General features: G+C 69.9%; 17 protein-coding genes. 10 read left to right on the top strand and 7 right to left on the bottom strand.

The window, feature by feature from the left end; genetic code table 11:
* Window positions 1-88: 88 nt before the first annotated feature.
* Both VT85_RS14020 and VT85_RS29685 read right to left on the bottom strand, forming a co-directional pair.
* Complete coding sequence (locus VT85_RS14020; protein ID WP_068416215.1) at window positions 89-484, bottom strand: hypothetical protein; 396 nt, start codon at window positions 482-484, stop codon at window positions 89-91.
* Window positions 485-508: 24 nt separating this feature from the next.
* Window positions 509-643 (bottom strand): hypothetical protein, encoded by a 135-nt coding sequence (locus VT85_RS29685; protein ID WP_255376938.1) that lies wholly within the window; start codon window positions 641-643, stop codon window positions 509-511.
* 162 nt (window positions 644-805) lie between these two features.
* Between VT85_RS29685 and VT85_RS14015 the strand changes: the two genes are divergently transcribed.
* Entirely contained in the window at window positions 806-1,594 is a 789-nt protein-coding gene (locus VT85_RS14015) for a PEP-CTERM sorting domain-containing protein (protein ID WP_068416212.1), read from the top strand.
* Window positions 1,595-1,722: 128 nt separating this feature from the next.
* Window positions 1,723-2,973, top strand: a complete 1,251-nt coding sequence (locus VT85_RS14010) for a hypothetical protein (RefSeq protein ID WP_068416208.1) — start codon at window positions 1,723-1,725, stop codon at window positions 2,971-2,973.
* A gap of 17 nt (window positions 2,974-2,990) precedes the next feature.
* Here VT85_RS14010 and VT85_RS14005 read toward each other — a convergent pair whose 3' ends face one another.
* Entirely contained in the window at window positions 2,991-4,712 is a 1,722-nt protein-coding gene (locus VT85_RS14005) for a hypothetical protein (RefSeq protein ID WP_068416205.1), read from the bottom strand.
* Between the two features lie 251 nt (window positions 4,713-4,963).
* On the opposite strand from VT85_RS14005, the gene VT85_RS14000 reads away from it, so the two are divergent.
* From VT85_RS14000 to VT85_RS13985, 4 genes are all read left to right on the top strand, one after another.
* Window positions 4,964-7,012: an ATP-dependent helicase gene (locus VT85_RS14000; protein WP_068416203.1), complete on the top strand. Its 2,049-nt coding sequence runs from the start codon at window positions 4,964-4,966 to the stop codon at window positions 7,010-7,012.
* Window positions 7,013-7,023: 11 nt separating this feature from the next.
* The gene (locus tag VT85_RS13995; RefSeq protein ID WP_156512868.1) at window positions 7,024-8,976 is read left to right on the top strand and encodes a hypothetical protein; all 1,953 of its coding nucleotides are present in this window, start codon (window positions 7,024-7,026) and stop codon (window positions 8,974-8,976) included.
* Window positions 8,977-8,979: 3 nt separating this feature from the next.
* Window positions 8,980-10,167 carry a hypothetical protein gene (locus VT85_RS13990; protein ID WP_068416200.1) on the top strand — a complete coding sequence of 396 codons (1,188 nt, stop codon included), beginning with the start codon at window positions 8,980-8,982 and terminating at the stop codon, window positions 10,165-10,167.
* A 484-nt stretch (window positions 10,168-10,651) separates the two neighbouring features.
* Window positions 10,652-10,894, top strand: a complete 243-nt coding sequence (locus VT85_RS13985) for a hypothetical protein (protein WP_068416197.1) — start codon at window positions 10,652-10,654, stop codon at window positions 10,892-10,894.
* 37 nt (window positions 10,895-10,931) lie between these two features.
* Here VT85_RS13985 and VT85_RS13980 read toward each other — a convergent pair whose 3' ends face one another.
* Entirely contained in the window at window positions 10,932-11,798 is an 867-nt protein-coding gene (locus VT85_RS13980; RefSeq protein ID WP_068416194.1) for a sulfurtransferase, read from the bottom strand.
* Between the two features lie 128 nt (window positions 11,799-11,926).
* Between VT85_RS13980 and VT85_RS13975 the strand changes: the two genes are divergently transcribed.
* Both VT85_RS13975 and VT85_RS13970 read left to right on the top strand, forming a co-directional pair.
* Entirely contained in the window at window positions 11,927-12,940 is a 1,014-nt protein-coding gene (locus VT85_RS13975; protein WP_068416192.1) for a zinc-dependent alcohol dehydrogenase family protein, read from the top strand.
* A gap of 480 nt (window positions 12,941-13,420) precedes the next feature.
* A complete protein-coding gene (locus VT85_RS13970; protein ID WP_082858594.1) occupies window positions 13,421-13,816 on the top strand; it encodes a hypothetical protein in 396 nt (131 codons plus the stop codon).
* Between the two features lie 216 nt (window positions 13,817-14,032).
* Here the strand turns inward: VT85_RS13970 and VT85_RS13965 are convergent, their stop codons facing one another.
* The 3 genes from VT85_RS13965 to pabB are packed head-to-tail and all read right to left on the bottom strand — an operon-like array spanning window position 14,033 to window position 17,369.
* The gene (locus VT85_RS13965; RefSeq protein WP_197490701.1) at window positions 14,033-15,157 is read right to left on the bottom strand and encodes a Nif3-like dinuclear metal center hexameric protein; all 1,125 of its coding nucleotides are present in this window, start codon (window positions 15,155-15,157) and stop codon (window positions 14,033-14,035) included.
* Window positions 15,154-15,972, bottom strand: coding sequence for an aminotransferase class IV (locus VT85_RS13960; RefSeq protein ID WP_068416191.1), 819 nt, complete (start codon window positions 15,970-15,972; stop codon window positions 15,154-15,156). Before VT85_RS13960 ends, VT85_RS13965 begins: the two co-directional genes overlap by 4 nt.
* Window positions 15,969-17,369, bottom strand: coding sequence for an aminodeoxychorismate synthase component I (gene pabB / locus VT85_RS13955; RefSeq protein ID WP_068422009.1), 1,401 nt, complete (start codon window positions 17,367-17,369; stop codon window positions 15,969-15,971). The genes VT85_RS13960 and pabB overlap by 4 nt, the downstream gene beginning before the upstream one ends.
* A 141-nt stretch (window positions 17,370-17,510) precedes the next feature.
* Here pabB and VT85_RS13950 point away from each other — a divergent pair, with 141 nt between their 5' ends.
* Together VT85_RS13950 and VT85_RS13945 are read left to right on the top strand one after the other, a co-directional pair.
* A complete protein-coding gene (locus tag VT85_RS13950; protein WP_068416188.1) occupies window positions 17,511-18,296 on the top strand; it encodes a sugar phosphate isomerase/epimerase family protein in 786 nt (261 codons plus the stop codon).
* A gap of 92 nt (window positions 18,297-18,388) precedes the next feature.
* Window positions 18,389-19,129 (top strand): YceH family protein, encoded by a 741-nt coding sequence (locus VT85_RS13945; protein ID WP_068422004.1) that lies wholly within the window; start codon window positions 18,389-18,391, stop codon window positions 19,127-19,129.
* The last annotated feature ends 4 nt before the right edge of the window (window positions 19,130-19,133 follow it).

The raw sequence follows: 19,133 nt of genomic DNA, 5'->3' as shown, positions 1-19,133 counted from the left end.
GCAGTTGCTTGCCTGGCGCCCGCAGGGCCAGGTCGACCGCCGCCGTCGCCCTCGTGGTCGTCGTGACCGGCGCCGAATCACCGACGTACTAGACGGCGATCTCCTGGAAAAGATGGTTGGCGGAATAGGGATCGCGCGGCTCGATGTAGACGTGGCCGGTCGTGCTGTTGACCGAGTCGCGCGTGAAGTAGGCGGACTGGCCCTTGCCGGTGTTCCACCAGGTCCAGTCCCATCCTCCTCCTTCTTTCGCGACGTGGACCTTGGCGACCGTCTTGTTCGGGTCCAGACCGTCGAGCCGGATGTGGACGTCCTGGTAATCGTTGGGATAGGGGACGGCCCTCCCCACGCCGTCGGGCCCGCGATCCGTCCCCACGTAGTCGAGCCCGTCCTGACCGAGGTAGGCGGCCGAAAGGGCCAGCAGGCGACGCGATTCCAGCAACTCGATCGAAGGCGCGCGCAGCCGCCGCGACGCGCGGGTCTTCACAGTGGATACTCCCAAAGGTGTTCATCAAGGATGAATGTCACGCGAATCCGAGTTCGCGCCGAGCCGGCGATCCAAAACGTCGAACGCCGACGACATTCCCACGAAATACGACTTGACGCCGCCGTTGTCAAAGGTGCGGCGGACATTTTCGGCGGTCATTCCCGTCTCGACCGTCTCAACCAGACTTTCGGGCGAGCCGGACACTGGCATTGACCGATCGGACCATCCCAGCTACCGTCCCCGCAGGCGGCTTAAACAAGCGGAGGCGTTGGAACGCCCCCCCGCGACACCACGCAGGCACTCCAGGAAGGACGTAAACCCATGCCTCGCATCACCGGCCGTCTCCTCCCGCTTTATTGCATCGCGGCCTTCGGACTGCTCGCCCCAGCAGTCTCCGCAGCCCCCCTGCGCAACTACACCTTCACCAATCTGGGCCCCTACAGTGGGAAGGGAGGGCTCGACAACGGCGGCAACCTCATCGAGCGGCCGATCCGCACCATTCCCAATGGGCCGACGTACCGGGACGGTAAAGGATGGAGCGGAGGATCGAATCTCCATCTGCCGTCCTACGGCCATTCCACCTGGGCCGAGGTCGCAGACGGCACCCCCGACGGAAGCCTCATGATCACCAGCCTCGGCAACGGCTCCCCCGGCCGGTACATGTATAAAACCGTCGTACACACGCCCAACTCCCTCCCCAACCCGACCGGTTGGACCACCAGGATGCTGACGGACGACTACTGGAACTCCATCCAAGGAACCAAAATCAACGCCGCCGGCGAGATCATCGGCCAGATCTCGCGGGTCAACGATTACAGCAGGAGGGAGGATGGGGGCTATTTCTACGCCGCCGCGGGCGAGACGACCATCCACAGGCTGGCCGAACTCCTTCCCCCTGGATTGAACTGGAAGAACCTGAGCCTGCTGGACATCAACGACAAGGGCCAGATCCTCGGCATGGGCAATAATCCCGACGGGGTGTCCTCGAACTTCCTCCTGACGCCGAACAGCGTGCCCGAGCCCGGCGCGTGGGCCGTCTTCGCCCTCGCCGCCGCCGCCGGATGGGGGATGAAGCGACGCAACCGGGATCGGGAGAGGCGGCCGTCTTGACCAGCAAGCCTCTCAGGTGCGAGAACCGGCCGGCGTCCCCTGGCGTCGGGGCGGAGGAGGGGCCAAACTGGGCGAAATGAGTCTGGTCGGCCCGTCGCGGGCCCGTTCGATCGCGAGAGGTGCAAGGGATGCGTTCTCAAAGCTGGAACCGTCGTGATTTCGCTCGTCTGGCGCTGGGTTTCGGCGCGTGGTCGGCCCTTGGAGGCGCGCCGGCGCGGGCCTTCGCGGCCGGGCGCGATTACGGATTCAGCAGCACGATCTCGCGAGAGGTGCTAAAGAACTACCTATCGCGAGCGATCACGACGCAAGATCTGTTCATCGGTCAGGGGGACTTCGCCGACAACTTGCGCATGCTCACCTCCGTCGGGGCGAAGTTCCTGGGACGGAGTCTCTGTTTCTGGGGGGGCGAATCCCACCTGCTCGCGAAGATGGAGCGGGCTCAGGGGCTGATCCCGAAGGCCCACGAGGCCGACCCGGAGATGATCGCCCAGGCCTGCATCTTCGAGATCGTCTCCCACGAGGTCGACCGGGTGCCGATCCCGGCCTGGGCCTTCGAGGCGTTGGGGCTCCCGGCCGAGTCCCGCAACTTCCGATTCGCCGACATGGCCTTCCCCGACGGCGCGTTCCGCGATCAGTGGGGGAAGGGGACGATCGTCCCGGACGTGAGCCGGACGGAGACCCAACTCTGGTTCCACTTCCTGGCCGCGTCGTACATCGACATCGGCGTCGAGGCGCTCCACTACGGCCAGGTGGAGTTGATGAACCGCAACGACCGCGACCTGGCGCATTATGCGAAGGTCTTCGAGCGGGCCCGGGCGCACGCGGCGAGGAAAGCCCGGCGAGGGATCATCCTCTGCGACGCCCACGTCCCCGGCGGCGGCCTGGTCCGCGACGGCAAGCTGCTCCTGGACTTCCACTCGTTCCCGCTCCGGGTCAAGGAGATCCCCGAGAAGCCGATGGAGGGAGTGCTGGAAGTCGGCTTCCTCGACAGCTTCTACGGCCGCAGCCGGGGCGGAACGACCTTCAGCGGCTGGACCTGCGAGCACCTGCCGTATCTCGTCGAACTGGACAACTGGGGCCCCTGCGACAAGCCGGGCGAGCCCGGCCAGGGGGGCGTGTGGTGCTGGGGCTACGACGAGATCGGCTGGTTCGCCCACCTGCCCGCCGATCGCCGATCCGCCTGGCTCCGGTACGCCTGGGACTGGATCCGCGAGCACGCCCCGAACGGCCACCTGCAAATGCCCGGCGACCGCGTCCTCCACACCCCCGTCGGCGACAAGCACTGGTACTACGCCAACGCGGCGAGCCCCGCCGTCCCCCACGGCTTCGGCGACGAGTCGACCATCCGCGCCATCTGGGAGGCCGACTCGAAGCCCTGATTTCGATCCCGGCCCGGTCAGCCGAGGACGTCGCGGGGCTTGCCTCCCGTCCAGGTCCCCCGTCGCAGCGGGACGCCCGCCTTGGCCAGGCTGGTCAGCACCGCCGCGACGAAGAAGGCCAGCCCGATCACGATGTAATCGAGGCCCGGGATGTGGGACCGCAGCGCGTCGTAGCCCCGCCAGCCGCCCGCCGCCAGCCACGAAGCGGCGACCAGGGCGGCGGCCCAGAGCGGCGTGGGGTCGCGCACGATCAGGCCGTAACCGCACAGCGCGAGCCCGACGGCCGGCGGGTACGCCGCGACCGCCCACGGCGCGATTCCCGCAGGCGCCTCGATCGAGCCGATCGTCGCGACCAGGCAACTCAGCACGGCCATCGCCACGCCGAGCCCCCGGGCCAGCCGGGCGAAGGCGTCGTCGAACACCGCTCCGACGACGAGCGAGGCCGCCATGATCAGGTGGAAGGCGGCCGGCTCACGCCAGCCTGTCAGCGGGATGCCGACGCCCGACGGCGCGACGATCACGGCCGTGAGGGAGGCCGCCCCGATCAGGCAGCGCCAGGAGCTTCGATCCCGGAGCCCGATGGCCGTCTGGAGTGCGGCGATCGCCAGGAGCGGCAGCGGGCGGAGCGCCGCCAGCCCGTCCAGGCCGCGAGTCTCCGTCGCGACGAACGCCAGCGCGGCAAGGGCGACCGTCAAGGCCTCGATCGCCAGCGGGACGCGTCGCAAGGCCGCGACGGCGTAGAACAGCCCGGAAATCGCCAGCGTGAGGTGCAACGGGCTCCCCCCCAGCCGTCCTTCGAAACGGCCGAGGAACTCCTGGTAGGCCAGTTCGGGGCGATGCCCGATCGCGGCCAGGACCGTCGCGATCGCCGGCAGGGCGAGAGCGACGAGCTTCACGCCGGACCGCCGTTCCACCACGCCGATCTCCATCAGCACCGCCGCCACGGCCAGCAGGAACGGGGCCAGAAAGTAGCCGCCGAAGATGTAGGGCTCGGCGCCGTAAGCCTTCCCGGCGTGGTGCATGGACCAGCAGAGCATCGCCGACCGCGCGACGACCCCGAACGCGAGCAAGCCGAACAGCGTCCACGGATACCACGCCCAGCGCCACGGACTGCCGTTGTCGGCGACGTATCGCCGGCCGCGCCGGACGGCCGGGAGCAGGGTCAAGGCGATGAGCCCGGCCGCGGGCGAGAAGCCGAAGAGCGCCCATTGCAGGGCCTCGCTCTCGGGCTGGTCGAGGAGCGGCGCGAGAGCGACCGGGTACAGGAAGAACAGGGCCAGCGTCAGGTGGTACGGGACCCGGAACAGCGCGGGAAGCGCCAGGCGAGTCCCTCGCAGCAGGCCCTCGCTGACCGCCACGGCGAACAGCAACCCCAGGAGGTAGCAGGCCGCCCCTCGGACCGGGTCGCGCGTGAACACGTCGTCGAACGTCACCGACGTGGCGAGGATCAGGAGCACCACCAGAAGCATGATCGTCCGCACGTCGTCCCAAACGCCCACGCGACGCACCAGCAGGCACGCCGTGACCGCCAGGAGGAGCGTGTAACCGGCCATCCCGCCGAACAGGGCCCACGTCTGCGAGGCGTCGGCGTGGGCCCCGAACGACACCCGCAACCCCATACAGACCATCCAGGCGCTGAGAATGTAGAACGGATTGCTGGTGCAAATCCGGCGGGCCAGCCAACGAGGAAAGAAACCCGTCGCGCTGGCGCGTTCCGGCCGAGCTTCGAGCGGCATCATCGTGACGACCCTCGACGTGAAAGGGGAGGTTCCGGGGGCCCGAAGGAGACGAAAGGAGGTCCCGCGCCATCACTAACGGCCCCGGAGCCAGCCTGTGACATCTGTAAACGGTCGAATCCGGCGGGGAAACCGAACCCCGAGGGTCGGACGCCGAGCGGGCGTGTGGTCGGCTCGCGGACCTGCTAAAATCGGGGGAGTTCGCCGATCACGGTCTACGGGCCCTTCCCGCTCGCCCCCGCGGCCAGGACGCCATGCGCAAGATCACGCTCAAGCACAAACCGCCCGAGGGGCTGGCCCGGCAACTGGCGGAGGACCTGAATCCGTCGCAGCGCGAGGCGGCGGCGGCGCCGGACGGTTACAACCTGATCCTGGCCGGCCCGGGGTCGGGCAAGACGCGGGTGATCACGTATCGGGTCGCCTGGCTGATCGGCCGAGGCGTCCCGGCCGAGTCGATCCTGCTGGTCACGTTCACGCGACGGGCGTCTCGGGAGATGGTCGGCCGGCTCGGCGGGCTCGTCGGCAACGAGGCCGGGCGGGTCTGGGCCGGGACGTTCCACCACGTCGGCAACCGCCTGCTCCGGCGCTCGGCCCGCGAGCTGGGCTTCGAGCCGAACTTCACGATCCTCGACGGCGAGGACCAGACCGACCTCCTCCGGCTGGCGATGGACGACGGCGGGCTGGCGTCGAAGAACAAGCTCGCCCCCAAGCCCTCGCAGGTCCAGCACCTGATCAGCTTCGCCCTCAACACCAGGAAGTCGCTGGAGGAGGCCGTCGCCGAGACCGCCGGCGACCTCGTCGAGTGGACCGCCGAGATCCAGCAGGTCGCCGAGGCCTACGCCGCGCGCAAGCTGGCGAGCAACTGCATGGACTACGACGACCTGCTCGTCCTCTGGCTGAAGCTGCTGAACGAGCATCCCGCGCGGCTCGCCGAGCAAGGCAAGATGTTCCGCCACATCCTGGTCGACGAGATGCAGGACACCAACGCCCTCCAGATCGAGGTCGTCGAGAAGCTCGCCGCCGCCGGCGCGGGGAACCTGACGGCCGTCGGCGACGACGCCCAGTCGATCTACCGTTTCCGAGGGGCCGACTACGACAACATCCTGAAGTTCCCCGACCGCCACCCCGGCTCCAGGATCTTCCGCCTGGACGTCAACTACCGCTCGACGCCCCAGATCGTGGCGCTGACGCAGGCGTCGATCGCCTGCAACCAGACGGGGTTCCCCAAGTCGCTGGTCTCGACGCGCCCGGACGGCCTCAAGCCGGTGGTCGTCGCCGTGGCCGACGTCTACGAAGAGGCGGCCCTCGTCTGCCAGGAGATCCTGGAGACGCGCGATCGGGGCGTCCCCCTGTCCGAGATGGCCGTCCTCTACCGCAACCATTACGACAGCGTCGTCCTCCAGGGGGAACTGCTGGCGAGGAACATCCCGTACAACGTCCGCAGCGGCATCCGGTTCTTCGAGCAGGCCCACGTGAAGGACGTGCTGGCGTTCCTCCGCGTGGTCCTCAACCCCCGCGACGAGGCGTCGTGGCGACGGCTCCTGCTGCTCCTGCCCGGGATCGGCCCGGCCAAGGCGGGGGCCGTCTACCAGAAGCTCGCGTCGTCGGGCGACCCGTTCTCGGCCGTGGCCGCCGCCGGGACGATGGCGGCCGTCCCCCCCAAGAGCCGGGGGCTGTTCGCCGCGTTCGTGAACGACCTCAACCTGATCCGCGCGACCGACCCCGAGAACCGTCCGGCCGCCGCCATCCAGGCCGTGCTCGCCGGCGGCTATCCCGCCACGATCCGCCAGCGCTACGACAAGCCGGAGAACCGACTCAAGGACGTGGAGCAGTTCGCGGTCCTCGCCGCCAAGTACGAGAGCCTGGAGCGGCTGGTGGCCGACCTCATGCTGGCCGGCGACCTCTACGGCGTGGACGCCTCCGGCGGCGAGGACCCGACAGACCTGCTCGTCCTCAGCTCGGTCCACCAGGCGAAAGGCCTGGAATGGTCGCACGTCTTCGTGATCCGACTCGTCGACGACGGCTTCCCCAACCGCCGCGCCGTCGACGAACCGGGGGGCGAGGAAGAAGAACGGCGCATCTTCTACGTGGCCGTCAGCCGCGCCAAGAACGAGTTGATGCTGTCGTACCCGTCGACCATCAGCCGGGGCGGATACGGCCCGACCGTCTTCTCCACGCCGAGCCGCTTCATCACCGAGGTCGACCCCGAACTCTACGAACGCGCCGAGCTGGAACACGACTTCGAGGTCCTCGAAATCGAGGCGAAGCCGGGCGACGGCGACGACGAACGCCCGACGAAATGAGGGGGCTCGGAATGTCAGGTTTCCGGATTCACGCGCGGGTGGGATGGCTGGCGGCGGCGTTCGCGTGCGTCGCGACGGCCTTCGGAGAGGAGCCGGCGACGGCCGCGCGGCCGTTCCGGATCGTGGTGGTCGACGAGCAGACCGGCCGGGGCGTGCCGCTGGTCGAGCTGCGGACGGTCAACCAGATCCTCTACGTCACCGACTCCAACGGCGTCGTCGCGTTCGACGAGCCGGGGTTGATGGGCCGTCGCGTCTTCTTCTCGATCAAGAGCCACGGCTACGAATACGCCAAGGACGGCTTCGGGATCGTCGGCTCGGCGGTCGAGACGAAGCCCGGCGGCGAGGCCCGGCTGAAGATCAAACGCATCAACATCGCGGAGCGGCTCTATCGCGTCACCGGCGGCGGGATCTATCGCGACAGTCTGCTGACGGGCGTCCCGGCGCCGATCCGCGAGCCCCTCCTGAACGGGCAGGTCCTCGGCCAGGACAGCGTCCTCAGCGCCGTCTACCGGGGAAAGGTCCACTGGTTCTGGGGTGACACGAACCGGCCCGCCTACCCCCTGGGCAACTTCCACACGCCGGGGGCGGTCTCGGACCTGCCGGACCTGGGCGGCCTCGACCCGTCGAAAGGCGTCGACCTGACGTATTACGTCGACGAGAAGGGGTTCGCGAAGCCGACCTGCCAGATGCCCGGCGACGGCCCGACCTGGGTCACGGGCCTCGTCGTCCTGACCGACGCGGAGGGTCGCGAACGGATGTTCGCCAACTACGCCAAGATCAAGCCGCCGATGACGACCTACGAGCGCGGCGCCGTCGAATGGGACCCGGAGAAGAACGAGTTCGTCAAGCGCGCCGTGTACTCCGGGCCGCCCGAAACCAACCCCGGAGAGACCCTCAGCGGCCACACGTTCCAGCACCGCGACGGCGACCGCGACTACATCTACTATTGCAACCCCCTCCCCTTCACCCGCGTCCCGGCCGACCCCGAGAAGATCATCGACGAGGACGCCCTGGAGGTCTTCACCTGCCTGGAGCCGGGGACGGCGCCCGAGGACGGCAAGGTCGACCGCGACCCCGACGGCCGACTCCGCTACGGCTGGAAGACGAAGGCCCGACGCGTCGACCAGCGGAGCCAGGACGTGCTCATCAAGGACGACAAGCTGAAGCCCGAAGAGGCCCTCGTCCAGCTCCGAGACGCCACCACCGGCAAGCGGGTGACGGCGCACGGCGGGTCGGTCTACTGGAACGACTTCCGCAAGCGATGGGTCCTGCTGTTCGTCGAGATCGGCGGGACCTCGATGCTGGGCGAGATGTGGTTCAGCGAGGCCGACACGCCGCAAGGCCCCTGGACGTTCGCCCGCAAGATCGCCACCCACGACACATATTCATTCTACAACCCCAAGCAACACCCCATGTTCGACCAGGACGGCGGTCGCGTCGTCTACTTCGAGGGGACGTACACGGCGAGCTTCTCGGGTGCCAAGGAGCAGACTCCTCGCTACGAGTACAACCAGGTCATGTACCGGCTCGACCTGACCGACCCCCGGCTCAGCCTCCCCGAGCCGATCTACCAGGTCGACGCCTCGGTCGCGACCGGGGGCCTGGCGACGGGTCCGTCGCTGGCCGACGGCCCGAAGGGCAAGACGATCGCGTTCTACGCCCCCGATCGCCCCGGCGAGGCCGGGGTCGCGGTCGTGGAGGTCCCTGACGGAAAGGGTGGGAAGACGCTGGCCCTGGCCGGAGAAGGCGCGAATCCCGCCCCCGAGGGCTCGACGCCGCGGTTCTATCTCCTGCCGCCGGAATCCCGGCTTGCGGAAACGACGCCGATCTACGAATACTCCAGGGAAGGAACCGCGCGACGGGAGTACTCCATCGACCCGGACCGCGCGGAGGCGGGGTGGCGGCGCTCGCCGGAGCCCGTCGGCCGCGTCTGGAAGAACCCGGGGCCCTCGCAGGTCTGGTGACGAATGGATTCCCCCGCTCGACGGATCGAGACCCTCGCGGCCGAGCCGCCCCCCCTCTCCAACGACCCGATCGGGGCCCCCTCCCCGATCGACGAGTTGCTGGAAGGGCTCCGACTCGACCCCGAGGATTGCTGGGACGCGTTCCTGGGCCTGGAATCGCTCGACCCGGAAATCCGGGGGCCGATCGTCGAGGAGCTGCTCAAGGCCCCTCCGAGCGAAGGCCTGACGAGGCTCCTGCACCTGCTCGGGGCCAGCCGAGACGACCTCGTCCGCGCGACCGTCCGCGAGGCGCTCGGGACCGAAAAGCGGGGAGCCCCCGGCTCGCCCCGGAACGGGCCGACGCCCGCGCCCGGGCCGAAGCCGGGGCCGCCCCCAGGGTCCACGCTGCCCGCCGTCCACCTCGAGCCGCCGCGATTGGTCCGATCGCTGGCGACGGCCGTCGACGGCGAAGGCCTGGGGACGGTCGTCGTGTCGGGAGTGCGCGGCGGCCGGGCCACCACCGCCGCCTTCCTCTGCGACGTCCGCCGGGGCATCCTCGAGGTGCTGGGCGAGGCGGAGGAGGACTTCGACGCCGAGATCGACCTCTTCGAGCGGTTCCCGGAAATCGCCCGCGGGCCGCTCGTCGAGGACGTGCCGGAACTGGCGACGGGCCTCCTGGCCGGGAGCCTGATGCTCTCCGGGCGCGAGACGCCCCCCCAGGTCCGGGAGTGGCTGGACGCCACCCTGGGGCGAGGCTTCCACGCCGGGGCCTTCCTAGCCGCCAAGCCCGAATGGACCTCGGCGGCGGCCGAGCCGGCCGCCCTGGCCGAGCGCTCCTGGCGCGTCCTGGAAGCCTGTCCGGGCTGGCTGGACCGCTCGCTTTTGACGTTCGACCTCGCCGAGGAGATCACCGTCCGCGAGCGCCGGGCCGCCGCCGACCCGTTGCGCGACGCCGGAGCCTACCGCTTCCTGTTCGAACGGCGGATCCTCCACCGGCTGGAACTCTACCGCCGAATGCTCCTCTGGATGGCCTTCTTCTGGGACGCGGCCGACGAGCCCGCCCTGTCGCTCGCGGCCGGGGTCCTCGCCGACCAGCTCGGCGACCCCCAGTACGCCGTCCCCGCGCACCCCTTCACGGTGGCCCTCACCACCCGAAGCCTGCACGAGGCCCAGCGGCTCCTGAATACGCCCGCCGACCCCCGCCGACGCTGAAAACGGCCGCCTCGACGATCAAAGGCCGGTGCCGAGCCTCCTGATGGGGACGCACAGCGGCCGGCCTTCGTTGGGATCAAGGCGATGACGGCCGCGAGCGGCGGCTCATTTCTTCGGCGTCTTGGTCTCGGTCTTGGAGGGCGCGGCCGATTTGCCCGTTTTCGATTTCTTCTCGTCGGCCTTCTTCTTCTTGGCGATGTCGCGAGCGTCGCTCATGGGTGCGTCACTCCTTCGGATGGATGGACCGAACGGCCCGGCGGAAAGGGGGAGGCGTCGCCGTCGAAGGGGCGGCGACACTTCTGAAGATGCCGTTCCGATCGATGAATTTCAAGGTGCTTGGCGGAAATTCCCATCAGAATCCCCCACACCCGTTCGGATCAGCCTTCCCGAGTTTTCGCGATCCTGCTAAGCTCCCCCGCCGGTACGGACGCCCCACTACGATTCGACCCCATTCGTCACCCAACCAAGGAAGGCGGGCACGCTTATGATCAACCCCCGGAACTCCCACTCTCCCCTCCCGGACGATCGCCGCCGGCGCTGCCCGGTCTGCCGCCAGTCGGTCTACTCGAAGGCCGGGATTCATCCCCAGTGCGCCATCAAGCAGGCCGATCCCCTGCAGGCCGACGACGACCTGGACGTCGAAGCCGCCGCGCTGGAATCCGTCGGCGGCTCGTCCTCATTGGCCGTCAAGGCCCCCGAGAAGCTCAAGCGACTCGTCAAGAAGTGAGCGGACGGGCCCGAAAGTCCGGTCGCGCGGCGACCGCTCAGGGCTCGATCGGCAGGTCCGACCGCTCGCTCCACTCGTTCCACGAGCCGTCGTAATTGGCGAGGTCCGTGTAGCCGAGCCGGGCGAGGTTGAACAGGACCACCGTCGCCGCGACGCCGCCGTTGCAGTACGCCACGACCGGCCGACCGGGATCGAAACCCTCGCGTTCGGCCAGCGCGCGGAGGTCGTCCATCGACAGGAACCCGCCCCCCTCGGCGATGAACCGCTCGCGGGGGACGTTGACGGCGCCCGGGATATGCCCGCCGCGAGGCCCTCGACGCCGCGCCCCGGTGTACTGGCCGGCGTCGCGCGCGTCGACGAGCTGGAGGCCGGGCTCGCCCAACCTGGCGGCGAGCTGATCGACCGTCAGCCGGAGCGCCGGGCGCTCCTTCGGGGTGAACGTGGCGCGGGGGGGGGACGGGACCTCGGTGGTCGTCGGCCGGCCCTCCTCGACCCAGCGATTCCAGCCTCCTTGCAGGACGCTCACGCGGTCGTGGCCGTAATACGAGAGCGCCCACCAGAGCCGGGTGGCGTTCTGGGCGCCCATGTGGTCGACGGCGACGACGTGCGTCTCGTCGCCGATCCCCCGGATGGCCATCGCCTCGGCGAAGGCGGCGGGACGGGCGATCTGAGCCTTCACCGGATCGTCCAGGTCGACGATGTCGCGAGTCCAGTCGACGTAGACGGCGCCCGGGATGTGGCCGGCAGCGTACTCCTGCGGGGCGCCCTTGTAGTCGGCGTCCTCGACCCCCGGCGCGAGGGGACGGGAGACGACGTAGCCCCGGATGTCGACGACGCGCAGCTCGGGGTCGTCGAAGTGGGCTTCGAGCCATTCGGGCGTGACGAGGAATCGGTCTTCGGCCATGAGTGCGTCCCCTTGTGGGTTTTTCTTGGGCCTCGATCCTAGGATAATCAGGTTCCGACGTTTCCCCAAGAGCCCCGCGCCGGGCCGACCGCCCCGCCGCCGCCCAGCCGGAAAAGAAGCGAATCGACATGAAAGCCGCCGTCTTCTCCTCGTTCGGAGACCCTGCCGAGAGGCTCCAGGTCCGAGACGTCCCCACCCCCGAGCCGGGCCCCGGAGAGGTCCGCGTCCGGATGATCGCGAGCCCGATCAACCCGTCGGACACCATGGTCGTGGAAGGCCGCTACGGCGTCCTCCCCCCCCTGCCCGCCATCCCCGGCTTCGAGGGGGTCGGCGTGGTCGACAAGGCCGGGCCGGGCCTGATGGGCCGATTCGTGGTGGGCAAGCGGGTCGTGGTCATCAATCACAAGGGGGGGAACTGGGCCGAGTACGCCGTGATCCCCTGGAAGCAGGCCCGGCCGATCCCCGACGACATCTCCGACGAGCAGGCCGCGACGTTCTTCGTCAACCCGGCCACCGCGCTGGCGATGGTCCGCCACGTTTTGGCCGTCCCCAAGGGGGACTGGCTGCTCCTCTCCGCGGCCGGCTCGACGCTGGGCAAGATGATCATCCGGCTCGGCCGGCACGACGGCTTCAAGACCCTCTGCGTGGTGCGACGATCCGAGGCCAAGCGCGAGCTGATCGACCTCGGGGCCGACGCCGTCGTCAGCTCATCGGAAGGCCCCGTCCCCGAGCAGGTCCGGCGGATCACCGGCGACGACGGCCCCCGATTCGCGCTCGACCCGATCGGCGGCGAGGCCGGGACGGCGATCTATCAGGCCATGGGCCGAGGGGGCCGGCTGGTCGTCTACGGGTCGCTGACGGACCAGCCGATCGAGGTCGACCCGAGATCCCTGATCTCGTCGCGGAAGTCGATCGAGGGCTTCTGGCTGGGGTACTGGATGGGCGAGCGCTCCATCCCCGGGGCCTTGCTCCTCTTTCGGGAGATCGCCTCCCTGATCCGCAAGGGCGTCCTGACGGCCGATGTCGGGACCTCCTACCCGCTCGACCGGGTCCAGGACGCCGTCCGCGAGGCCGCGGCCGTCGGCCGAGGGGGGAAGGTCCTCCTGAGGATGCCGCAAGCCGGTGGCCCCCCCGGCGAATGACCCCGCCTCGCCGCAAGCCCCTGGCGGATCGCCGGATTCCGACGATCCCACGGACCGAGGGGGTGGTGAGTTTTTGAGATTTTATTCGCCGGTGCTCGGGGGAAACGCTACAATTCGTCGTGTAGAGACCATCAGCGAGATGTAGCTCCGGGAACGCGCCACGCCGATCCTTTGCGAACGGCCCGCCGCGCTTCCGTCGCATTTCGTTGGACCCCCGCCACCTCCGGCCTCGCCTTCGTCATCCATCGCGCTGGCATCATGGAGATTCGGCCCCAAGCCGCGTCTTCGTGTTTTCGTCGCGCGGGGTGTCGATCGCCGGCGCGACTCGGCCCGATGGTTCTACTCGATCAACGACTTGCAAGACGATGCCCGGCCGAGCTTTTCAACGGGTCGTACAGAACAAGTCCCGACGCGACGTGAAGTCGACAAACCAGGCCGCAGGATGCGGCGATGGTTGCGTCGGGCGGGGAATAATCGACGATGAGTAGCGGAACCAGTGGTGCTCAGGACTGGCGAGCGATCGCATGCCTCGCCCCCAACGGCGAACGTCTCCTCTGCGTGGGTGAGAGCTCCTCTCAGGTCCGCGCCGCGTACGCGGGGGCCTGGGGCGAAGTGATCCGGGACGAGGACCGTCCCACCGTGCGCGCCATCTCCCTGCAGCGCTGGACCGGCCAGTTCTGGTCGGGGCAGTGGGAGCACCAGACCTACCTCGCCGTCCCGGCGACCCGCACCGGCAAGGCCCCCGGCGGCGACGCCGACGCCGAGACCGATGGTGAGGAAGTCGAGGCCGATCTCGAAGGCGGCGTGGCCGTCGCCGTCGAGGACGAGGAAGACGATCTCCAGGAAGCCGGCGATACCCAGGCCTCCCAGAATTGATTGTGATCGATTGAATTGAAAGTCCCGGGCTTCGGCCCGGTCGACTTCTCGTCTTCCCCTCCTCCCCCGGAACACTCCGGGGGTCTTTCATTTCGAAGCGTTCTCGTCAGTGCGCCGCTGGAAGCAAGGCCCCCAGGCGACGTCTTCGATTCGACTTACCGGACCTCCGCCGCTGGAAGAAGCCGAGCACGAGGGCCGTCCACGTGACGGCCCGCGCTACGATCGGCGCGGGTCGGGGAGGATGGCCAGGGGGTCGGTCTCGTCGCGGCTAGGCCAGACGAGCAGGTCGGGGAAGGCCAGGGCGATCTGCTCGGCCAGGTCTTCGACGCCCGGCCGTTCGGTGGCGTAATGGCCGGCCACGATCAGGCCGACGCCGAGCGCGCGGGCCTCCAACGTCCGGTGGAATCGCGCCTCGCCCGTCAGCAGGACCTGGGCGCCGAGCCTCGCGGCGTCGACCAGGAAGTCGTCCCCCGCGCCGCAGGAGACGGCCACCCGCTCGACCGGCATCGCCAGGTCGCCGACGAGTTGGAGCATCGCGCCGCCGAGCGCTTCCGAAGCGGCGCGGGCGAACTCGCCGAAGGGTCGGGGTCCCTCCAGCTTGCCGATCCTCCCCGCGCCGAGGCCCCCGGGCGGGGTCTCGATCGGGTAGACGTCGATGGCCGGCTCCTCGTAAGAGTGCCGCGCCCGGATCGCCGCCAGGACCGCCGAGAGCCGATCGCCGGGGCAGACCATCTCGATCCGAAGCTCCGCGACGGCCTCCCGACGGCCCCGGGCGCCGACCGTCGGATCGGTCGACTCGCCTCCGAAGAACGTCCCCGCGCCGGGGATCGCGAACGAGCATTCGGTATAGTCGCCGATCCTCCCCGCGCCGGCCTCGAACGCCCCGGCGAGCACGGCGTCTCGATCCGTCTCGAGGGCGAAGACGACGACCTTGAACGTTGACGGCCCGGCGATCGGCCGGATCGGCGCGGCGTCGACCAGGCCCAGGCGTCGGCAGAGCCCGGCGTTGATCCCCTGCTCCGCCGAGTCGAACGCCGTGTGCGGGCTGGCGACGGCCACGCCGGCGCGGGCGAGCTTCCAGAGCGGGGCCGTCGCCGGGATGTCGGCGCGGATGCGCTTGGTCTCGCGGAACAGGATCGGGTGATGGCTGACGATCAGCCCGGCCCCCTCGCGCACGGCCTCCGTCGCCGACTCGTCGGTCACGGTGAGGCAGGTCATGACCCGCTCCACGGGCGCATCGGGATCGCCCCAGAGCAGCCCCACGTTGTCCCACTTCTCGGCCAGCCGCGAAGGGGCGAAGCCCTCCAGCCAGCCGGCCACCTCGGCGACGGTCCTCATCATGATCCTCCCGTTTCCAGCCACTTCAAGACGTCCGCGGACAGCCGTCGGGTCGTCGGCCCCGGCGCGGGGAATCGGGCTTCGCCCCAGCGGCCGACGGGGATCACCCCCCGCACCGCGTTGGTCAGGAAGACCTCCTCGGGGTGGAGCCGCCGGTCGAGCAACGAGAGCGACGCCTGCTCGACTCCGATCCCCAGCGACCGGGCCCGCTCGACGACCAGGCGACGCATGATACCCGGCACGATCCGGCCGTCGGCGGGAGGCGTGACGAGCCTCTCCCGGACGACGAAGAAGACGTTGGTCCGGCTCCCCTCGCACACCGCGCCGGTCTTGTCCACGAGCAGGGCCTCGTCGCAGCCCTCGGCCCGCGCGCGCTCGTGGAGCAGGCGGTACGGCCAGTAGTTCAGGGACTTGTAACCGGCCAACGGGTCCTGCCGGGCCGGGCCGATCGTCCCCAGCCGGGCGCCCTCGGGCGACGGAGGGGGCGGCAGCGGCGAGGAACGCATCCAGAGCGTCGATCCGGCCGTCGCCGAGAGCCCGCCGGTCAGCGTGATCCGCAGCAGGGCGTCCCCTTCGCGACCGTCGGCCTCCAGGAGCGCCCGCACGTCGTCGGCGGTCGGCTCCGCGTCTGCATCCACGGGGAGGCCGAGTTCCCCGGCCGAACGTCGCAGGCGGTCCAGATGCCGGGGGAGGAGCGCGGGCCGACCGTTCCAGGTGCGAAGGGTCTCGAACAGGCCCAGGCCGTGCTCGAACGTCCGGTCCAGGATGCTCACCTTCAGGGCGTCGTCGGCCACGATCTCGCCGCGAGTCCAGATCATCGGGCGTCCTCCCCCGTCAAAACCCGGCGCAATCCCCGGCCCTTGTGGAGCGTCTCCTCGTACTCGGCCTCGGGATCGGAATCGGCGACGATCCCCCCGCCGACCTGATAGCTGACGCGGTCCCCCTCGACGATCGCGGTCCGGATCGCAATGTTGAAGCCGCTGGTCCCGCCCCGGCTCAGGTAGCCGATCGCCCCGGTGTAGAGGCTCCGGCGCGTCGGCTCCAGCTCGTCGATGATCTCCATCGCGCGGATCTTGGGCGCGCCGGTGATCGAGCCGCCGGGGAACAGGGCGCGGACGACGTCGATCGGGCCGACGCCCTCGCGGAGCGTCCCCTCGACGGTCGCGACGAGGTGGTGCACCTGGGCGTAGCTTTCCAGCGTCAGGGGGTCGACGACCTCGACCGAGCCGTACCGGCAGACGCGGCCCAGGTCATTGCGCTCCAGGTCGACGATCATGATCAGCTCGGCGCGGTCTTTCTCGGAGGCGGTCAGCTCGGCGGCGAGCGCCGCGTCGGCCTCGGGCGTCGCGCCCCGGGGGCGGGTCCCCTTGATCGGCCGCGTGACGATCCGCCCGCCTCGGGTCTGGTAGAACCATTCCGGGCTCGCCGAGACGACCGCCAGGTCCCGCCACCGCAGGAACGCGGCGAACGGCGCGGGGCTCTCGTCCTGAAGCCGCAGGAACAGCCCGAGCGGATCGACGCGGCCCCTCGCCGCGAACCGCTGCGAGAGGTTGATCTGGAAGACGTCCCCGGCGCGGATGTAGTCCAGCACGCGGCCGACGGCCGCCACGTATTCCTCGCGCGTGAAGCCGCCGGTGAGCGGGCCGAGGGCCGTCGCGCCCGGCGGCCTCGGCGACGCGACGGCGTCTCGAAGCGCCCGCCGCCAGAACCGGGCCCGGCGTTCGACGGCCTCGCGACCCTCTCCCAGCAAGTCCCAGGCGTGGATCGCGGCCGTCCCGGCCTGGCGGTCGATCGCCACGGCGGTGTCGTGCAGGGCCATGCGGACGTCAGGGAGCCTCGAATCGCGGGCCGCCTTGCGCGGCAGGCGCTCCAGCGACGGGGCCAGGTCATAGCCGAAGTAACCGATCAGGCCGCCACGGAACGGGCAGGCGTCGGGATCAGGGCCGGGGTCGTCGGCGGGGTCGGCCAGGCGGAACTCACGGGCCAGGGCGTCGAGCCGGGCGAGCGGGTCGTCGCCGGCCTCCACCGCGCCGGAGTCGGTGCGGATCGACCACCGGCCGCCGACGGCCTCGAAGACCCTCCTGGGATAGGCGGCCAGGATGCTCCAGCGCCCGGCGGGGCCGAAGCCGGGTCCGCTTGCCAGGATGGCCGGCTCGGGCCATCCGCCCACGGCGGCGACCAGCCGGTCGGCCGGCAAGTCGAGTGGAATCCGCACGGTCGTCGTCGTCAGCGGCTCTCCCACGGGGGATTGACCTCTCCAAACCTGTCGGCGTCGCGTAACCTAGGGGAAGTATACGGGAGTCGATGATCGTCAACAGCCCCGACGGCTTCAACCCAGGCTCGATCGACCGCTACGATGATACGAAACCCACTTGGACTCAGGCTCGACCCAACTCAACCCATCCGCGGCCAGATCCAGCAGGCCGCCCGCCTCGGAGCCAAAGGCGTGGTCCTGGAAGCGTCCGGCGACCTCGCGCCTCATCGGCTGGGGGAGACGGGCCGGCGCGACCTCAAGCACCAACTCCGCTCGGTGGAGGTCGCCCTCACCGCGATGGTCCTCCCCACCCGCCGGCCGTTCGACTCGATCGACCAGCTCGACGAACGGCTCCGCCGCGCCGACGCCGTCTTCGCCCTGGCCTTCGACCTGGGGACGCGGCTCGTGCTGGCGCAGGCCGGGCCCGTCCCGGCCGCCGACGACGCGGCGCGTCGCGAGACCTTCACGAACGTCGTGGCGTCGCTCGGCGGCCGCGGCGACCATCGCGGGGTCCGCCTGACGCTGGAGTCCGGCTCCGAACCCGCCGACCACCTCCGCGCGTTCCTGGACGTCCTGGCGCATCCGTCGATCGCCGTCAGCATCGATCCCCCCAACCTCCTCCGCGCGGGGATTGACCCGGTGGCCGCCACGCGAGAGCTGCACGCCTGGGTCGCCCACGCCTACGCCGGCGACCCGACCGGCGGCACGCTCACCGCCCGCAACCCGCGAGGGATCGGCTACCCCGCCGGCGCCCTCGACTGGGAGGAGTACGTCGGCGCCCTGGAGGAGATCGCCTACCACGGCACGCTGACCGTCTGGCCCGAGCCCCCGGCCGACCCGTCGCGACTGTTCAAGGCGGTCGTCGAACGGGTCGCGGAGATCTCCTGAGGCTTGTCCACCCCTCGCGCCCCCGGCTACCATGGGCCCATCGGGGAGCCTCCCTCCCCCTTCGCCTCGAGACGACGAGGATGGAACCGATCATGAGCGAGAACGAATCGACGCCCGTCCCGGCGGTCTCCTGGGTGCCTCTCACCGCTCGCGAGCGGCGCGTGCTGGGGGTCATGGCCGAGAAGGCCAAGACGACGCCCGAGTACTACCCGATGACGCTCGCCGCCATCGTCACCGGCTGCAACCAGAAGAGCAATCGCGACCCCGTCGTCAACTACGACGCCGACGACGTCGAGGACACGCTCCACTCCCTCCGCAAGAAGGGGGCCGCGATCCTCGTGGAGTCCGGGGGCCGCGTCTCGCGCTGGAAGCACACCCTGTACGAATGGCTGAAGGTCAGCAAGGTGGAGCTGGCCGTCGTCGCCGAGTTGCTCCTGCGAGGGCCGCAGACCGAGGGGGACCTCCGGGCGCGAGCCAACCGGATGGAGCCGCTCACCGACCTGCCCGCCTTGCAGGCCCAGCTCGAAGCCCTGTCGGGCCGCAACCTCGTCGTCTACCTCTCGCCCCCCGGCCAGCGTCGGGGGGTCGTGGTGACGCACGGACTCTACCCGCCGGAGGAGTTGGAGAAGGTCCGGCAGGCGTTCGCGCACGCGGCCGTCGCCGAGGACGACGAGGCCTCCGCCCCCTCCCGGTCGTCCTCCGCTCGCGGGGAGTCGGCCCCCGGCTGGCGTGACGAGGCCGCCGGCCTGCGCACGGAGATCGAGGAGCTTCGCAGCCGGGTCGACGTCCTGACCGCCGAGCTTCGCGAACTCCGGACCGCCCTCGGAGCCTGATTGC

This window comes from Planctomyces sp. SH-PL62 (assembly GCF_001610895.1).
Taxonomy (GTDB): domain Bacteria; phylum Planctomycetota; class Planctomycetia; order Isosphaerales; family Isosphaeraceae; genus Paludisphaera.
This window is presented reverse-complemented; position numbering and strand designations above follow the sequence as displayed.

What these genes read in the sequence shown, in the direction of transcription:
- VT85_RS13950 (WP_068416188.1), top strand. Translation starts at nt 17,511, where the DNA reads ATGATACGAAACCCACTTGGACTCAGGCTCGACCCAACTCAACCCATC.
- VT85_RS13990 (WP_068416200.1), top strand. Translation starts at nt 8,980, where the DNA reads ATGGATTCCCCCGCTCGACGGATCGAGACCCTCGCGGCCGAGCCGCCC.
- VT85_RS13975 (WP_068416192.1), top strand. Translation starts at nt 11,927, where the DNA reads ATGAAAGCCGCCGTCTTCTCCTCGTTCGGAGACCCTGCCGAGAGGCTC.
- VT85_RS14010 (WP_068416208.1), top strand. Translation starts at nt 1,723, where the DNA reads ATGCGTTCTCAAAGCTGGAACCGTCGTGATTTCGCTCGTCTGGCGCTG.
- VT85_RS13985 (WP_068416197.1), top strand. Translation starts at nt 10,652, where the DNA reads ATGATCAACCCCCGGAACTCCCACTCTCCCCTCCCGGACGATCGCCGC.
- VT85_RS14015 (WP_068416212.1), top strand. Translation starts at nt 806, where the DNA reads ATGCCTCGCATCACCGGCCGTCTCCTCCCGCTTTATTGCATCGCGGCC.
- VT85_RS14000 (WP_068416203.1), top strand. Translation starts at nt 4,964, where the DNA reads ATGCGCAAGATCACGCTCAAGCACAAACCGCCCGAGGGGCTGGCCCGG.
- VT85_RS13980 (WP_068416194.1), bottom strand. Translation starts at nt 11,798, where the DNA reads ATGGCCGAAGACCGATTCCTCGTCACGCCCGAATGGCTCGAAGCCCAC.
- VT85_RS13945 (WP_068422004.1), top strand. Translation starts at nt 18,389, where the DNA reads ATGAGCGAGAACGAATCGACGCCCGTCCCGGCGGTCTCCTGGGTGCCT.
- VT85_RS29685 (WP_255376938.1), bottom strand. Translation starts at nt 643, where the DNA reads ATGACCGCCGAAAATGTCCGCCGCACCTTTGACAACGGCGGCGTCAAG.
- VT85_RS13965 (WP_197490701.1), bottom strand. Translation starts at nt 15,157, where the DNA reads ATGATGAGGACCGTCGCCGAGGTGGCCGGCTGGCTGGAGGGCTTCGCC.
- VT85_RS13995 (WP_156512868.1), top strand. Translation starts at nt 7,024, where the DNA reads ATGTCAGGTTTCCGGATTCACGCGCGGGTGGGATGGCTGGCGGCGGCG.
- VT85_RS14005 (WP_068416205.1), bottom strand. Translation starts at nt 4,712, where the DNA reads ATGATGCCGCTCGAAGCTCGGCCGGAACGCGCCAGCGCGACGGGTTTC.
- VT85_RS13970 (WP_082858594.1), top strand. Translation starts at nt 13,421, where the DNA reads ATGAGTAGCGGAACCAGTGGTGCTCAGGACTGGCGAGCGATCGCATGC.
- VT85_RS13960 (WP_068416191.1), bottom strand. Translation starts at nt 15,972, where the DNA reads ATGATCTGGACTCGCGGCGAGATCGTGGCCGACGACGCCCTGAAGGTG.